General features: G+C 61.8%; 15 protein-coding genes. 9 read left to right on the top strand and 6 right to left on the bottom strand.

Going from position 1 to position 15,826, the window contains the following annotated elements; genetic code table 11:
* Positions 1–7: 7 nt before the first annotated feature.
* Positions 8–373 carry a glyoxalase superfamily protein gene (locus P9250_RS03705; protein ID WP_250493881.1) on the bottom strand — a complete coding sequence of 122 codons (366 nt, stop codon included), beginning with the start codon at positions 371–373 and terminating at the stop codon, positions 8–10.
* A gap of 7 nt (positions 374–380) precedes the next feature.
* On the bottom strand, positions 381–1,121 hold the full coding sequence (locus tag P9250_RS03700; RefSeq protein ID WP_250493880.1) for a DUF2278 family protein: 741 nt from the start codon (positions 1,119–1,121) through the stop codon (positions 381–383).
* Positions 1,122–1,242: 121 nt separating this feature from the next.
* Here P9250_RS03700 and P9250_RS03695 point away from each other — a divergent pair, with 121 nt between their 5' ends.
* From P9250_RS03695 to P9250_RS03680, 4 genes are all read left to right on the top strand, one after another.
* Entirely contained in the window at positions 1,243–2,913 is a 1,671-nt protein-coding gene (locus P9250_RS03695; protein ID WP_310391149.1) for a metallophosphoesterase family protein, read from the top strand.
* Between the two features lie 283 nt (positions 2,914–3,196).
* Positions 3,197–5,419 (top strand): TonB-dependent siderophore receptor, encoded by a 2,223-nt coding sequence (locus P9250_RS03690; protein WP_244831133.1) that lies wholly within the window; start codon positions 3,197–3,199, stop codon positions 5,417–5,419.
* A gap of 60 nt (positions 5,420–5,479) precedes the next feature.
* The gene (locus P9250_RS03685) at positions 5,480–6,166 is read left to right on the top strand and encodes a Fe2+-dependent dioxygenase (protein WP_244831132.1); all 687 of its coding nucleotides are present in this window, start codon (positions 5,480–5,482) and stop codon (positions 6,164–6,166) included.
* A 99-nt stretch (positions 6,167–6,265) separates the two neighbouring features.
* Positions 6,266–6,646, top strand: a complete 381-nt coding sequence (locus tag P9250_RS03680) for a TraR/DksA C4-type zinc finger protein (protein ID WP_244831131.1) — start codon at positions 6,266–6,268, stop codon at positions 6,644–6,646.
* Between the two features lie 11 nt (positions 6,647–6,657).
* Here the strand turns inward: P9250_RS03680 and P9250_RS03675 are convergent, their stop codons facing one another.
* Positions 6,658–7,542, bottom strand: coding sequence for a LysR family transcriptional regulator (locus tag P9250_RS03675; RefSeq protein WP_310391146.1), 885 nt, complete (start codon positions 7,540–7,542; stop codon positions 6,658–6,660).
* Between the two features lie 144 nt (positions 7,543–7,686).
* Between P9250_RS03675 and P9250_RS03670 the strand changes: the two genes are divergently transcribed.
* The 3 genes from P9250_RS03670 to P9250_RS03660 all read left to right on the top strand — a co-directional run bounded on the left by P9250_RS03670 (position 7,687) and on the right by P9250_RS03660 (position 9,863).
* The gene (locus tag P9250_RS03670; RefSeq protein ID WP_310391144.1) at positions 7,687–8,154 is read left to right on the top strand and encodes a cupin domain-containing protein; all 468 of its coding nucleotides are present in this window, start codon (positions 7,687–7,689) and stop codon (positions 8,152–8,154) included.
* A gap of 172 nt (positions 8,155–8,326) precedes the next feature.
* Positions 8,327–8,866, top strand: a complete 540-nt coding sequence (locus P9250_RS03665) for an ester cyclase (protein ID WP_310391142.1) — start codon at positions 8,327–8,329, stop codon at positions 8,864–8,866.
* A gap of 70 nt (positions 8,867–8,936) precedes the next feature.
* The gene (locus P9250_RS03660; RefSeq protein ID WP_244831127.1) at positions 8,937–9,863 is read left to right on the top strand and encodes a LysR family transcriptional regulator; all 927 of its coding nucleotides are present in this window, start codon (positions 8,937–8,939) and stop codon (positions 9,861–9,863) included.
* Positions 9,864–9,881: 18 nt separating this feature from the next.
* Here P9250_RS03660 and P9250_RS03655 read toward each other — a convergent pair whose 3' ends face one another.
* The 3 genes from P9250_RS03655 to P9250_RS03645 form a co-directional block, all read right to left on the bottom strand.
* Positions 9,882–11,729 (bottom strand): FUSC family protein, encoded by a 1,848-nt coding sequence (locus P9250_RS03655; protein ID WP_310391141.1) that lies wholly within the window; start codon positions 11,727–11,729, stop codon positions 9,882–9,884.
* Positions 11,730–11,885: 156 nt separating this feature from the next.
* On the bottom strand, positions 11,886–12,674 hold the full coding sequence (locus tag P9250_RS03650) for a hypothetical protein (protein WP_244831125.1): 789 nt from the start codon (positions 12,672–12,674) through the stop codon (positions 11,886–11,888).
* Positions 12,675–12,750: 76 nt separating this feature from the next.
* On the bottom strand, positions 12,751–13,335 hold the full coding sequence (locus tag P9250_RS03645; protein WP_244831124.1) for a hypothetical protein: 585 nt from the start codon (positions 13,333–13,335) through the stop codon (positions 12,751–12,753).
* A 424-nt stretch (positions 13,336–13,759) separates the two neighbouring features.
* On the opposite strand from P9250_RS03645, the gene P9250_RS03640 reads away from it, so the two are divergent.
* Both P9250_RS03640 and P9250_RS03635 read left to right on the top strand, forming a co-directional pair.
* A complete protein-coding gene (locus P9250_RS03640) occupies positions 13,760–14,422 on the top strand; it encodes a response regulator transcription factor (protein ID WP_244831123.1) in 663 nt (220 codons plus the stop codon).
* Positions 14,419–15,735, top strand: coding sequence for an ATP-binding protein (locus P9250_RS03635; RefSeq protein ID WP_250511736.1), 1,317 nt, complete (start codon positions 14,419–14,421; stop codon positions 15,733–15,735). The genes P9250_RS03640 and P9250_RS03635 overlap by 4 nt, the downstream gene beginning before the upstream one ends.
* Positions 15,736–15,826: the final 91 nt, after the last annotated feature.

Genomic DNA, 15,826 nt, shown 5'->3' with positions numbered 1-15,826 from the left:
ATTGCCGTCAGTTCTTCGCCAGTTCGCAGAACCGAATGCGATTGCCGAACGGATCGGCGACTTCCATCACGCGTCCCCAGTCCACCGTTTCGACGCCGGGCTTCGCATATCGATACGCCTTCGCTTCCAGCTCGCGATGCAACGTATCGATATCTTCCATCGGCACGAAGATGGTCGAACCGGGTGTTGCATCGCCATGATGCTCGCTCAAGTGCAACGTGAGGTCCGAGCGCCTGATCTGCGCGTAGAGGGGAAAGTTCTCGCCGAACGTATGCTCCCATTCGAGCGTGAAGCCGAGGAAGTCGAGATAGAACTCCTTGGCCCGATCGACGGCAAAGATGCGGATGATCGGTATGGCAGGATGAATTCGCATGCTGAGTTCAGTCGAGTATGGGATGCGACTCGCCCGGAATCGGAAAGCCGCGATTATCTGTCGGCACGAGTTGCGTTTGAAACGCCACGAAGAGCGCCTGATACTTGCCATCCACTTCGACGATCACGGCACCATCCTGCGACACACCGTTTTCATTCGAATGATCCTTCACGTGGCTACCCTTCATGGGCTTTGGATTGCCCTGATTCATATGCGTCTCGTGAAGCCCGTCTTCTCCCGGCTGAAAGAGAAAGCCGAAACCATAAACCGTGACGTCCTTCGTTGGTTTCCAGCCACGCCGTTCATCCTTGTAGCTCGGCGTCGGATAAACATAGTTCACCGGATCGGCTGACATATCGAGCTGCAGCATCTCGTTGACGAGCGCGTTGATGTCGTTGTGCTCGCTTGCCGTGTCGAGCGGAATCGGACGCATGGCGCTTAGATCGACGAGGCCTTCTTCGTGCACGTAGTCGAGTTTAGGAAAGCTCGATGTGGTGACGCCCGCATTCAGTTTCGCGAGGTCTGCCGTGATCGCGTTGTCGAAGTTCTGATTCAGCACATACAACACGAGGTACCCCGCAGGACCCGTCAGCGAGCTATCCGACTTCACGTTCGTGACGATGCGAAACTCGTTGCCCTTCTCGTCGTCGCTTACGATCACATAGTGCGGGTCGCCTTTGTAACCGTCCAGAAAGGGAACGCCAAGCCTTACCTTTCCCTTGAACACCACGTACTCGTTGCTTGCCATTCTTCGCTCCTGTTTTCACCTAAGCCGGTCGTGCAGGCCGTTTGTCATAGCCGGGTCATACCGATAGTAATAATGTCTCCGGACACATCGCGTCCTGATCAAACGAGGAGACGGCCCGTCCATGGTAACGAAGAACCCGCAAGACTCCGCATCTATTGCATCGCGCAGAGGCTTTCTCAAGCTCGCCGGTGCGTCCGGCATAGCCACCGCGGCCAATGTCATGAGCGCGACGGCGAACGCGGCATCGCCCGGCCCGGATGGCACGCCCGAACAAGTGCATCTGACTTGGGGCCAAGACCCGACGCGCGAAATCGTCGTGAGCTGGGCATCGCTTGCGCAGGCCGTGCATCCGCGTGTTCGCATCAGAACGCACGAAGGTCATGCAAGCGTGATTCACGGCGTACAACGCACTTATACCGATGGTCTGAACGGCGAGATTGTCTGCACGTATCATGCGCGTCTTGGCGACCTTCATCCGGACACGACGTATCACTACGAAGTCACCGCCGATAACGACAGCAACGCGGCCCAGCCTTTCAGCGCGAGCTTTCGCACGGCGCCGCGCGGCCGTCGCAAGTTCCGCTTCACGAGTTATGGCGACCTCGCGACGCCGAACACGGGCTGGGTGTTGTCGTCGCCGCAAAGCCGTTTCGCGGTGCAAGCTGTGGAACGTTTCGACCCGCTCTTTCACTTGCTCAACGGCGATCTCTGCTACGCGAATCTCAACGCCGCTCATCAGCCTGAAGTGTGGCGCGACTTCGGCAATAACGCGCAGGTCTCTGCCGCGAATCGTCCGTGGATGCCTTGTCCGGGCAATCACGAAGTCGAGTTCAACAACGGCCGCCAGGGCTTCGATTCCTATCTCACGCGCTACACGTTGCCCGACAACGGCACGCAGTTTCCGGGGCGCTGGTATAGCTTCCGCGTGAGTTCGGCGCTGTTCGTTTCGCTCGATGCCGACGACGTCGTGTATCAGGATGCCGCCGCATTCGTCGCCGGTCCCGCTCCGCTCGTGCCGGCCGCGAGCACGGGCAAACCGGCCATCGAACCGGGCACGTCGTTCTACATTCGCGGCTACAGTCAGGGCGAGCAGACGCGCTGGCTCGAAAAGACGCTGCGCGATGCGTCGCGCGACGACGACATCGACTGGATCATCGTGCAGATGCATCAGGACGCGCTGAGTTCGTCGAAGACGGGCAATGGCTCCGACAAGGGCATTCGCGAAGCATGGCTGCCCTTGTTCGACCGATACGGCGTGGACCTCGTGCTGTGCGGCCACGATCACGATTACGAGCGCAGCCATCCCGTGCGCGGTTGCAATCATCACGCAGGCCGCGATGCGACGACCGGCGAACGCGTCGACACCTTGCAACCGCGTCCGGTGATGACAGCGCATCGCGCGAACGATCCTATCGATACTTCGCACGGCACGGTCCATCTGATTCTCGGCGGCGGCGGCACCAGCGCGCCGCTCGACGTCTACGGCACGGACGCGGGCACGGGCAATCCGCAAGCGCAGGTCTTCACGAAACGCAACCGGCCCATTCCGGGCGCGACGGCGGGCACGTTCGTGCGTCCTGTCGCGGATGCGGTGGAAGACGCCATCTGGTCCGCGCAACGCGATACGGGCACGGGCTACGGCATCGCCGTTTTCGATTGCGATCCGGGCGAGCATGGCGGCAAGACATCGATCACGATGAACTACTACCACGCGCCAGGCGCGGACCAAACGCCCACCGCGGACTACGAGTTGTTCGAAACCATCGTTCTCGAAAAAGGATGCCGTCGCTGATTGGCCCGCATTCACGCCCGCAGCGCCGCGCGTTGCGGGCGTTTTGCTTCTTACGCATTTAGTACAGGCACTGTACGCACCCTTACATTCGCCTGACCATTTCGGAAAAAGTTCCCTGGAATTGTGAAATTCTTTCCAAATATTTCGGCCTTTGTGTAATGATAGTGATTCGCATTCACCTGAATTAAGGGCTTATTTCTGATTCGTGGATGCCGAGCCAATAACAAGTCAATTGCGCATGCGTCAGCGACACGCATGCGGTCGAAAAAATTTGAGGAACGACATGTTGAGGAAAACACCGCTTGCCGCGGCGTTGGCCGCGTTTACCGTTGCGCCGATTGCGGCGCCGCTTTACGCGCAAACCGCCCCGCAAGTGACGCAGACGACCCAGGCCGATGCCCCGGTGAGCAACGCATCCGCACCGGAAACCGCCGCGCTGCCGGCGGTCAAGGTCACGGGACAGGCCGATCAGCAAGCCGACTTCCAGCCGGAAGTCTCGAGCGTCGGCGCCAAGGTTCCGACGGCGCTGCGCGACATTCCGCAGGCCGTCGTGGTCGTGCCGAAAGCAGTGCTGCAATCGCAAGCGGTGAGTTCGTTTTCCGACGCCTTGCGCAATGTGCCGGGCGTAACCCTCGGCGCGGCCGAAGGCGGCCAGATCGGCAACAACATCAACCTGCGCGGCTTCACGGCGCGCACCGACATCTATCTCGACGGCTTTCGCGACCGCGGCCAGTACTATCGCGATACCTTCAATCTCGAATCCATCGACGTGCTGTATGGCCCGTCGTCGCTGTACTTCGGGCGCGGTTCCACGGGCGGCGTCATCAATCAGGTCAGCAAGCAGCCGAACCTGAAGCCTCGCGCCGATGTTTCCGTGCAAGCGGGCACGCACGACCGCTATCGCAGCACGGTCGACATCAACCAGCCGCTCACGGATACCTCCGCGTTCCGTATCAACGCGTTCGGACAGGATCTCGGTTCGACCCGCGATCAGATGAAGAACAAGGATTACGGCGTGGCCCCGGAAGTGAAGTTCGGCATCGGTACGCCTACGCAGGTGACCTTGTCCGCGCTGATCCAGCATAACTACGATCAGCCCGACTATGGCATTCCGCCGCTGAACGGCCATCCCGCGCCGGTCGATAGGAAAACCTTCTACGGCTTCACGGACGACCGCACGATCCAGGACGTGCAGACGGTGAACGCGCGTGTGGAACATCGCTTCAACGACATGTTCACGTTGCGCAACCAGACGCAGTTCAGCCACTACAGCACCGAGGCGCGCGCGACCAACGCAGCAGCCGTGCTGACGGGTCCGCTCGGAACCTCGACCGCGCTTGCGAACGGCAACTACACGGCACTGCCGCTGTCGTCGCTATTCGTGCGGCTGCAGGGCAAGGACCGCAACATCAACGATCACTCGGTCTATAACACGACCGATCTTCAGGGCAAGTTCGCAACCGGCTTCCTGAAGCACGACATGCTCGTCGGCGTCGATCTGAGTCACGAGACCTACAGCAACCAGAGCTTCACGGCGACCACGCCCGGCCTGCCTTCGAATACGCTCGCCATCGTGCCGCTTGTCGATCCGGCATACGTGCCGCGCCCGGCGAATTATCGTGAAGTCGCGACGAATCTGGCCGAGTCGAGCGCGAACGGCATTGGTCTTTATTTGAACGATACGGTGTCCATCGGCGAGAACTGGAAGTGGATTGGCGGTGTGCGCTGGGACCGCTATGAAGCGTCGATCAACAATTCGATCAACGCGCCCGGTTACGCCACGCAGACCAACTTCTTCACGAGCGTGCGTACCGGCGTGGTGTGGCAGCCGGCCGACTGGCAATCGTATTACGTGTCGTACGGGACGTCGTTCAACCCGTCGCTCGAAGCACTGACGCTCACCAACAATCAGCAGAACACGCCGCCTGAAAAGAACCGTTCTTACGAGGTCGGCTCGAAGTGGGACTTGCTGAACGGCGGCCTTTCGGTGACGCAGTCGCTCTTCAACATCGAGAAGACCAACGCTCGCACGCAGGTTTCGACCGGCGAATACACGCTCGATGGCGACGTCCGCGTGCGCGGTTATCAGTTGGGCGTCGCGGGCCACATCACGAAGCAGTGGCAGATGTTCGGCGGCTACACCTACATGGACGGCACCGTGCAGAAGGCGCTCGACGGCACGACCGGCAACACGCTCGCCAACACGCCGCATCACATGCTCAACTTCTGGACGACCTACGACTTCACGCCGGCATGGCAGATCGGCGGCGGGCCTTCGTATGTGTCCTCGCGCTATGCAGCGAACAACAATCTCGTTCAGGTGGGCGGATACGTGCGCTGGGACGCGATGGCCGCCTATCATCAGAAGCGTTACGATATCCAGTTCAACGTGCTGAATCTGACGGACAAGCGTTACTACGACGCGCTGATCCCGTCGGATGGCGGACGCGCGGTGCCGGGCTACGGCCGCACCTTCCTCGCGACGTTGAATTACCGCTTCCGTTGATGTGCCTGCGCGCGCCACGCCGAACCAAGGCGCGGCGCGCGCAGTTGAAAAGCCAGAACGATGATCCTCTCCATACCCGGCGTTCTCACGCCAGAAGATGCCGCCGCCATGCGCGCACGGCTTGAAGCCGCTACAGACTCATGGGTCGACGGCCGCGCAACCGCTGGCTATCAGGGCGCGCCGGTCAAACATAACCGGCAGATCGCGGAAGGCTCGCCCATTGCGCATGAAATGGGCGACGCCATCGTCGGCGCGCTCGAACGGCATCCGCTCTTCATCAGCGCGGTGCTGCCCAATCGCGTGTATCCACCGCTCTTCAATCGCTACGAAGGCGGCATGCACTTCGGCAGTCATGTCGATGGCGCAATCCGTATCGTGCCGGGTCATGGCGCACGCGTGCGTACCGACGTCTCCGTCACGCTCTTCCTGTCCCGTCCCGAAGACTACGATGGCGGCGAACTCGTCATAGAAGACACGTATGGCGTGCAGGAAGTGAAATTGCCCGCGGGACATGCGATCGTTTATCCCGCGACGAGCCTGCATCAAGTACGGCCCGTGACGCGCGGCGCACGCGTGTCGAGCTTCTTCTGGGCGCAAAGCCTCGTGCGCGACGACGCTCAACGCGCCCTCCTCTTCGATCTCGACAACTCCATTCAACGCCTGAACGCCACGCAAGGCGATGAAGCCGCAAAGCGAACGCTCGTCGGCTGCTATCACAATCTGCTGCGCATGTGGAGCGAGACCTGAGCGGCCCTGCTTTTGTCGGAGCACGGCCACGAACAAGTTGCCTTGACAATGCCGACTGCCGAAGCGTACGTTTGATGAACACTTACTCGAGGCACCATCATGGCCACCGACGAAAACGGCTTGAGTGACGAGTTCATCGCAAAGCAGCGCGAACGTCTGGAAGCATTGCAGCGCGAATTGCTCGGCAACGAAGAAGGCACGATTGCGAGCGAGCGAAATCTACAGGAAGAACAAGGCGCCGAAGCCGAGGAATACGAAGACGACGCACAGCGACGCGAGCAATACGTATCGAATCAGGCACTGCGCAACGTGAACGACTTGCGTATCGCCGACATCCAGCGCGCGCTGCAAAAAATCGAGGAAGGCAGCTACGGTCTTTCCGACGAAAGCGGCGACCCCATTCCCAAGGCGCGCCTCGAGGTCATGCCCGAAGCCATTCTCACCGTCGCCGAGCAGAGCAAGCGCGAAACGGGCCATTGAGGCTTTGCGCGTCAGGCACTTGCCGTGAATGCTTCGACCAACGCGCGTACCCGCGCGGGCCGCACACGCGAGCCCGGCAGCACGAGATTCACGACAAGCGGCGCGGGGCGGCAACTCGCCAGCACTTCGACGAGCGCGCCCGCCGCGAGATACTGACGCGCGAAAAACTCGGGCATCTGCGCAAGACCGATACCGAGCAACGCGGCCTCCGCCAGCGCCTCGCCGTGACTGATGCGAAACGGCGCTTGCGATTCCACCGATACCTTTTCTCCGTTCTCGATGAATTCGAGCGGCCGGTCGCGCCCGTTCGTCGGCAGACGAAACGCAATCAACGTGTGATCTTCGAGGTCCCTCACCGCGCGAATTCTTGCGTGCCGCGAGAGGTACGTCGGGCTCGCGCACAACACGAGCGCCTGCTCGTCGATCTTTTGCGCAATCAGCGACGAGTCTTCGAGCTCGCCGAAGCGGATCGACGCATCGAGTCCTTCGTCGGTGAGACTCACGCGTCCATCGGAAAGACGCAGATCGAATTCGAGCAGCGGATAACGTTCGCGCAGACGCGCGAGCACCGGCAACACGACACGCACGCCATAGCCTATCGGAGCGCCAATGCGCAGCACGCCTGCGGGCTCGTCGTTGTCGCTGACAGAGTCCAGATCGAGCGCTTCGATTTCTTCGAGCAAGCGCGCGCTTTTCGCAAACAGCGCGCGTCCTTCTTCGGTGAGCGTGACAGCGCGCGTGGTCCGGTGAAAAAGCCGCGCCCCGAGATCCTTTTCTAAGCGTGCGACGCTTTTCGCCACGGATGAAGGCGCAAGCCCGAGTTCACGTGCTGCTTGCGCAAAGCTGCCGTGGCGCGCGACAGCAGAAAAATTAACGAACTGGCTGAGATTCTTCATGGCGTCATTCGCGACAGATTAGCGTGAAAGACGTGGCACGGCTGCCCCCAATGCATGGCCGATATTCGCTTAGAGTAGCGCGGTGAGAGCGATTTCGGCTCATGTCTCATTAGTACGTCATACGAACTATATGGAGAATTTTTCATGTTCATGTTGAACGATAACCCGGTCGAATACGATTTCGGCGGTTCCCGCGCTCGCCTGCTCGTGTCCGGCAATCATACGGACGATGCTTACTGCATGCTGGAAATGTTCTCGCCTGCCGGACGCGCCACGCCCATGCATCGTCACGAGAATGAGGAAGAGACGCTGCTGATGCTGGAAGGCGAACTGGATGCCATCGTCGATGGTACGCGGCATCGCTTGCTGGCTGGCTCGACCGTGGTGCTGCCGCGTGGCTCGCAGCATCAGCTCATCAATTCCGGGGCGCAGACAGCCCGTTATCTCGTGATCTGCACGCCCGCAGGCTTCGACCGCTTCGTCGATGCTTGTGCCGATGCGCAAAGCGGCCAGGTCGTCCCGCACGACCCGACCGACGCGGACAAGGCCCGCATGCGCGAGGCCGCGTCGCGCTTCGGCATCACGATTTATCCGCCAGCCGCGAAGGCTTGAAGACGCGCGGCACTTTTTGGTTTCGCTGAAGAATCATTCAAGAGGCAGACCCATTATCAAGCGACATCGAGGAACGCAGAATGGCTTTCATGCAAGGCGCATTGCAAGCAATAACCAAAGTCCGCGTTGCGCCGCTTAAACCTCATACGAACAGCCATTCACGGAGAACATCATGTCGCTCTTACGTATCGTGTCCGCTGCCCTTGGTGCAGCACTTGTTGCAAGTGCGCTGCCGGCGTCCGCTGCCGATAACCTCGTCGAGCCGCAGACGCTTATCGTCGACAAAACTCTGTCGAAGCAGCAGGCGGCGCGGCAGATTCACGCGGCCCGCACCTACGACACGTTCTGGACTACCGGCGACGAAGCTCAGGCACGCGCCGCGCTCGCCGACGACTTCACGGACCGCACGCTGCCGCCCGGCCGCCCGCAAGGCATTGCCGGGCCGCTGGCTGCATCGAAAACGTTTCATGCAGCCGTGCCGGACGTCCACGCTTCGGTCGAACAGATGATCGTCACGGGCGACCGCGTCGTCACGCATCTGCACTTCACGGGCCATTTCACCGGCACGTTCAACGGCGTGCAGGGCAACGGACAACCGGTGGATTTCATCGCGACCGATATCTACCGTATCCGCGACGGCAAGATTACCGACAATTGGCATCTCGAAGACAACCTCGCGTTCCTGCAGCAACTCGGCGTGGTGAGCAAATAAGGGCGCGGGTATGATACCCACGCGCACCTCGGCGCGATCGTCCCACCTACCAAACCTGGAGCGGCAGCGCGTGGATAACCTGGGTGACATCCGGCTCTTCGTCGAAGCAGCGGCGCTTGGCAGTCTTTCGGCGGCCGGCCGCAAGCTCGATCTATCGCCGGCTGCGGCCAGCGCGCGGCTCGTGCGACTCGAAAGCGCGCTCGGCGTGCAACTCTTCGAGCGCACCACGCGCAGTCTGAGACTGACCGACGAAGGCCGCACATACCTGTCGCACTGCCAGCACGCGCTGCAAACACTCGACGACGCCCACGCCGCGCTGCACGCCGGACGCGCCGTGGTGAGCGGCAAGTTGCGCGTCTCGGCCACGTCGGATTTCGGCCGCCATGTCCTCACGCAATGGCTCGACGCCTTCAACGAGATGCATCCCGAGGTGAGCATTGCGTTGGTGTTGTCGGACTCGCTGTCGCATTTGCTACTCGACGATATCGACCTCGCGATCCGTTTCGGCGTGCCCGCCGACAGCACGATGATCGCTAAGCGCATGGCTCCGAACCGTCGCACGCTATGCGCGTCACCGGCTTATATCGAGGCGCATGGCAGGCCAGAGAACGTCGCGGCGCTCGCTCGGCATCGCTTCATTTTGCTGAGTTCAGCTGCTGGCGTGGCGAACGAATGGCGTTTCATGCGCGACGCCCACAGCGAGAATTTCACCGCGCCGCTCACGCATGCACGCGAGACGAACGATGGCGCACTCGCGCGGCAATGGGCGCTCGAAGGACACGGTGTGGCGATGAAGTCCATATGGGACATCGGCGCGGATCTGCAGGCTGGCAGGCTCGAGGTTCTGCTGCCCGAATGGCGTTGCCCCGACACGCCCGTGCATGCGTTGTTTCAGCGGCGTCAGTACATGGCCCCGCGCGTGCGTGCGCTGCTCGATTATCTGAGCGCCAAATTCGCGGATGCGACGCGAGACCTCGCGCCTTATCTCGACAATTAACCGCACGTGCCGTCTGCCTCAATGGAAGCCGATTCGCGCCCGTAACGAAGCAAGCGTGCGCCACGTGACGGAGATATCGCGGCTGGCTTGCGCATCGCGAATGCGTGACGCAAGCATCGCGACGGCGCCATCGAGCGAGACGAGCGCATCGCTGGTGCGGGTATCGATAGGCAGCGTGTTACGTATCGGCCGTGCATAACGCGCGCGTACGCTTTCCGGCCGCGCCATCACCGAGCCGAAGCTGTGTTCGCTGCCTGCATCCTGTCGCGTATCGGAGCGCTCGCTGAGCATGGCGCGCACGTTGTGGACGCAGCACTGCAAGGCTCCGGCGATCTGCTCGTAACGCGGCTCCCAAACAAAGACGCGCTGCGGACGCAATGCAACGCGGAAGTCGTGCCATTGACGATCCAGCGCTCTGACCGCGGCGGCGGCCCGTCCCTGGTTTTCATCCGCATTGGCTGAAGCCGCGCTCACGCCTTCGATCAAGGCATCGACCACGCCGACGAAGCGCGCCTCGATATGGCTCGTGGTATCGAGCGGCTTGACGGTGAACGCGGCGATCAAGGCGGCGAGGCATCCTATGGCCACTTCTTCGATCCGCAGTTCGACGAGCGGTTGCACGGCAAGGCCGAGACCGCCATAGACCAGACCCACGAGCACGGTGATAAAGAACACGCCCGGCCCGTATGCGCTCATGATGAAGTACGCCCAACCGAAAACGCAGAGCAGCATGGCGGCTGCAATCGCGGCGGGCTGATCGTGCAGACTCGTCACCAGAAGCGCGCTGACCAGTCCGCCCGCGAGTGTTCCGGCAATGCGCTGCATGGCGCGATACAGCGTGTCGCCGCGCGAACGCGTACCGAGGAACACGACGAACACCGTGATGACGGCCCAGAACCAGCGCTCCGACGACAGCACGTGACCCGCGAGCATGGCCATCAGCGCTGCCGCGCCCGTGCGCAAGGCGGGCAGCCACGAAAGGCTCGTGCGTAGCTGGCTCATGTCGATTCTCTTGCGCGGCGGCGGCGCGTTCTTGCGCTTCGAATCCGTCGTCTCGATGCCTTCGAGCTTCGCAATCGCCGAGCGGAAGGCGCTTTCGCGTGCGGGGCGGCTCGTTGCATCGAAGACATATTGGCCTGCGGCGACTTCGAGTTCCACGAGCGCTTCGCGCAGCGCGCTGGCGTCGTCCGGGTCTAGAAGCGCGAGCCGGTCTTCGAAGGCGATGGCCGCTTCGTTTATCGAGGACAACGCCGTGTGCATGCGCCCCGCGCGGTGCGTTTCGCGGAGCACGTCTCTTGCGCGCAAGGCGACGGTGCGAATCGCCAGTTGTATTGCGGCGATACGGCGTTGCGGCACGATTCCGCGCGCGACGCACACGATCACGCACGGCGCCACCATCGACAGCGCGAGGATCAAACCAGCCTCGTTCGCCGATGGATGCAGATACACGCCAAAGTAAAAAGCCACGATGCCGATCAGCGCGCTGCCAAGCGCTCGAGGTCCGCAAGCCTGCACCAGCATGCCGGCGAAAAGCAGCGCGATGAACACCGCATCGGCGACGAACGGCACGGCATCGAGCGCGGCCGCCGTGGCAAAGCTCGATACGGCGACGAGATAGAGGGAAGAGAGGGAGACTAACCAGCCTCGCAGCGTGTGATCGCGCAAAAACAGCGGGGCGATCATGCAGAACAGCACGGCTAGTCCGGCGACCACCGGCGGTGACCCGAATCGCGCGGCCACTTCGATGCAGATGAAGGCGCTAATCAACGTGGCGAGCGTCGCACGAAGCGCCGTGACGAAGCGCGCGAGGCCGGGATCTGCTACGAGCAGGCGGTCAGCCGCTCGTCGAAAGACGATCGCAATCATGGGTCGACATCCGGTCGGAGATCGGACACGGCTTTTGGCCGGCGCCGATGCAAAGGGACAATGCCGATTCGTCGTCGGCCGGGATCGCCGGCACTCGGACAAATACGGGTTTTCCCGGATGATAGCGCGTCAAAATTCTTTTTTGCGTGACTCAGGTCACGGATACGCCGCTGCCTTGCGCTTATCGACTCGATCCGTGATCCACACAGCCGCGACCATGGCCACGATGAGAACGACCGAAGCCGTGAAGCGGCTGAAAGCGAGTCCACCCTGGTCGACGGGTTTATCGAAGAAATCGCCCAGCGTGGCGCCGAGCGGCCGCGTCAGCACGAACGCGAGCCAGAAGAGCAGCGTGTGGGAAATCTGCGTAAAGAAGTACATCAGGCACACGGCAAGCAGCAGCGTGCCGAAAATCAGCGCGCTCACTTCGTAGCCGAGGCCGAGGCCGCCGCGATCGTCGCCTGCGAGCCAGTCGCCGACGGCGGTGCCCAGCGTTTGCGAGAACAGGATCGTGATCCAGTAGAACCATTCGGCGCGCGGTGTGGTCACGCTCGACACCGCGACCGTTCCTTCCACGCGATACCAAAGAAAGATGCACAGCACCAGGCACACGACGATCAACGAGACGCCGCCCGGATAACCGAGCCCAACGGAGCGATCGGCAAAGTCGGCGAGCGTGGTTCCGAGCGTCGTGGTCGCGACGATGGTGATCCAGTAGAACGACGGATGGAAGCCCTTCGCCCGCACCTGCGCCATGACGAAGCCGACGAACAGGATCGCGAAAATCGCGGAGCCCACCAGATAGCCGAGATTCAGCGACATCGTGACCCAATCGCCGCCCGTCTCGCCGAGCGTCGTCGCCGCGATCTTGATGAGCCAGAAGCCGAGCGTGACGGCGGGTACCTTGAGGTCGTGTCGGTCCTGCGTTTCCGTATTGATTTGCATGTCGAAGTATTCCGTGAGAGCCGTGAGTCTCCGCAGAATAACAATCGATTCCTTAGCGGACGCTTAGCCCCGATGATCAGATTGCATCGAACGGACGCTCCCAGCCAAACGCTCGCACGCGTTCGAACGGTCTTTCGAGCACGACAGCGCCACGCGCTTCGCCCGGCAAGAGCAGCGGAAGCGTATGCCATGTCGTCTCCTGCGCGGCCCGCTCTTGCAGCGATCGCACCTCACCGCGTTCCGCGCGCGCTCGTGCGGCTGCGAACAAATCCTTCGTATCGCGCGGCGCGAACAGATTCGGCGCTATCTTCAGCCCTACTCTGTCAGCCGCCATCGCAATGACGATCCAGATACCGCAATAAGCGATGTCGACGCCGACCGACTGGCCATCGCGCAGATTCGCCACCACGATGCGTTCCTCGGGCCCTTCCTCCAGCTTCACTTCGTGTTGCCGGCACGCGAGCACCCCGGAAAGCAGCAGCCGAAGCGTCGCCCGTCCGACGCCGAAGCGCCGTCCCACCGCCGCGTTTGGATGAATGCGCGCGCGTTTGCGCTCGGCGACCGTGAGCCAAAGACCGACGTTCGATGCGGACACGAAGCGGAATTCGGTAGGCACGAGCCAGAGCGCGAGTTCGCCCGGCGCGGGGAGCCGTTCGAACATGACATTCGACTGCGAGAGATCGTAATGTTCCCAGGCCAACGGGCGGGCGAGAACGGCGGAAGGCGGCCGTCGCGGGGCTTTTTTCGTGGGCGCGGTGGTGGTCATGTCTGTCTTATGGGCGAACGGGCGGGCGATGATTCCGTGCAGAGCGACACCGTTGCAGCCGAGACTTAGCTCAAGCTTAGGATTGGCGGCGATGCGGGTTTTCGCGGATGGCATGACCCATCGAGCAAACGATTCGCCTGGTCTTTTATTCCTAAGCACCAGCTAAGTCTACGCTTCGAGACTTCAGACTCAGTCAAGAAGACGCATCCTCCATGCCGATGTCCCCATCCCCCTTCTCACTCGGTGTAAAGTCGCTTTTGCCGCCCCTTTCGCAGATGTTTTGCGCGCGGGGGCGAAGGTGAGCTCACGGAGAAATGGCATGAGGGTGTTGCTGGTCGAGGACGACCGCATGATCGGCGAAGCTGTGCAAGACACCCTTAAGGACGGCAGCTACGCTGTCGACTGGGTGCGTGACGGCCGGCTTGCGTTGACGAGCCTGGAAACGCACAGCTACGACGTTGCCCTGCTCGATCTGGGCTTGCCGGGCAAGGACGGCATCGACGTGTTGCGCGCGGTGCGGGCCGGCGGCAATCTGGTTCCGTTACTTATCATCACCGCGCGCGATGCGGTGGAAGAGCGTATTCGTGGCCTCGATGCAGGCGCGGACGATTACATCCTCAAGCCCTTCGAGATGTCCGAACTGCTCGCGCGGATGCGCGCCGTGGTGCGGCGGCGCAGCGGTCAGGCGGCGCCCGTCATGTCGAACGGCATCATCTCGCTCGATCCCGCCACGCGCGAAGTCACGGCCGCGGGCAACGTCACGCGTCTGTCGAGCCGCGAGTTTGCGTTGCTTCAGGCGCTCATGCTGCGCCCCGGCGCCATTCTCTCGCGCACGGAACTCGAAGACCGCATCTACGGCTGGAATGAGGAAGTCGAAAGCAACGCCGTCGAATTCCTGATTCATTCGCTGCGCAAGAAGCTCGGCGCGCAGGCGATCAAGAATGTGCGCGGCGTGGGCTGGATGGTCTCGAAGCAGACATGAACCGTTCGCTCCAGTTTCGTTTGTCGGCATGGCTGTCGGTGTTGATCGTGGCGATTGCGCTCATCGGCGGCTTCATCGCGTTCAAGACGGCTTTTCACGAGGCGAACGAGTTGCAGGACGGGCAGCTCAAGCAGATCACCGCGCTCGTGACGCCGCGCAGTCTCGCCGTCATGCGCCGCGAAACGCTTGCCGATGTGCCGGGTGTGGACTTCGCATCGAAGATCGTGATTCAGACACTCGATGAACGCGCGCCGCTCGCGCTCTCCGCCGACCTGCGGGACGGCCTTCAGTATGCGAACGTGGCTGGCCTGCGCTGGCGGATCATCGTGAAGACGCTCGAAGACGGCGTGCGTGTCGTGGTCGGACAGAAGACCATGGGGCGCGACGAGATTGCGCGCAACAGTGCGCTTGCCACCGTCATTCCGTTCGGCACGCTCGCGGTGGTTTTGCTCATCACGCTTCATTGGCTCGTGCGCCGCATGTTTCGTCCGCTCGCGCTTTTGGCGGGCGATCTCGATCAGCGTCCCGAGCACGATCTCTCGGCGCTCACGGAAGATACGGTTCCTTCCGAGATCACGCCGTTCGTCGTGGCGATCAATCGCCTGCTGATCCGCGTGGACATTTCGCTGGCGATGCAACGCCGCTTCGTCGCCGATGCCGCGCATGAACTGCGCTCGCCGCTAACGGCGCTTTCGTTGCAAGCCGAGCGCCTCGACGCCTCGGAGATGCCCGCCGCCGCGCGCGAACGATTGTTCTCGTTGCGGCGAGGTCTCGCGCGCACGCGTGCGCTGCTCAATCAGTTGCTCACGCTCGCGCGCGTGCAGGACAAGACCGTGGGCAAGCCGAGCAGGCTGCGTGTACAGGAAGTTTTTCGCAACGTGCTCGAGGATTTGATGCCGCTTGCCGAGGCGAAGCGTCTGGACATCGGCGTGTCGAGTACGGAGGATGACGTGGTGATCGACGTGCCCGAGGCCGAGCTTTCGATCTTGCTGAAGAACCTCGTCGATAACGCCATCCGCTATACGCCGGAAGATGGGCGCGTGGATTTATCGGCCGGCGTGATCGATGGCCGCGCGTTCATTCGCGTGGAGGACTCCGGCGCCGGCATTGCGGCGGAAGAAAGGGAGCGTGTGTTCGATCCGTTCTATCGCGTGCTCGGCACGGATACCGAAGGCTCGGGTCTTGGTTTGTCGATCGTCGCCACGGTGGCGGCGCGGATCGGCGCGGAGGTTGTGTTAAGGGATGCGGAACCGCATGGGCTGGTTGTGGTGGTCAGGTTCGCGGCGGAAAAGGAAGTGCGGAGAGCGGCTTGAAGCGGTCTCTCACGCGAGTACGGACAGTGTGCGACGAAGCCGTCGTCGACCGGCAGCGCCACGCCACAATTCCAGACAACACAGGTATTGC

The organism is Caballeronia sp. LP006 (assembly GCF_031450995.1).
Taxonomy (GTDB): domain Bacteria; phylum Pseudomonadota; class Gammaproteobacteria; order Burkholderiales; family Burkholderiaceae; genus Caballeronia.
This window is presented reverse-complemented; position numbering and strand designations above follow the sequence as displayed.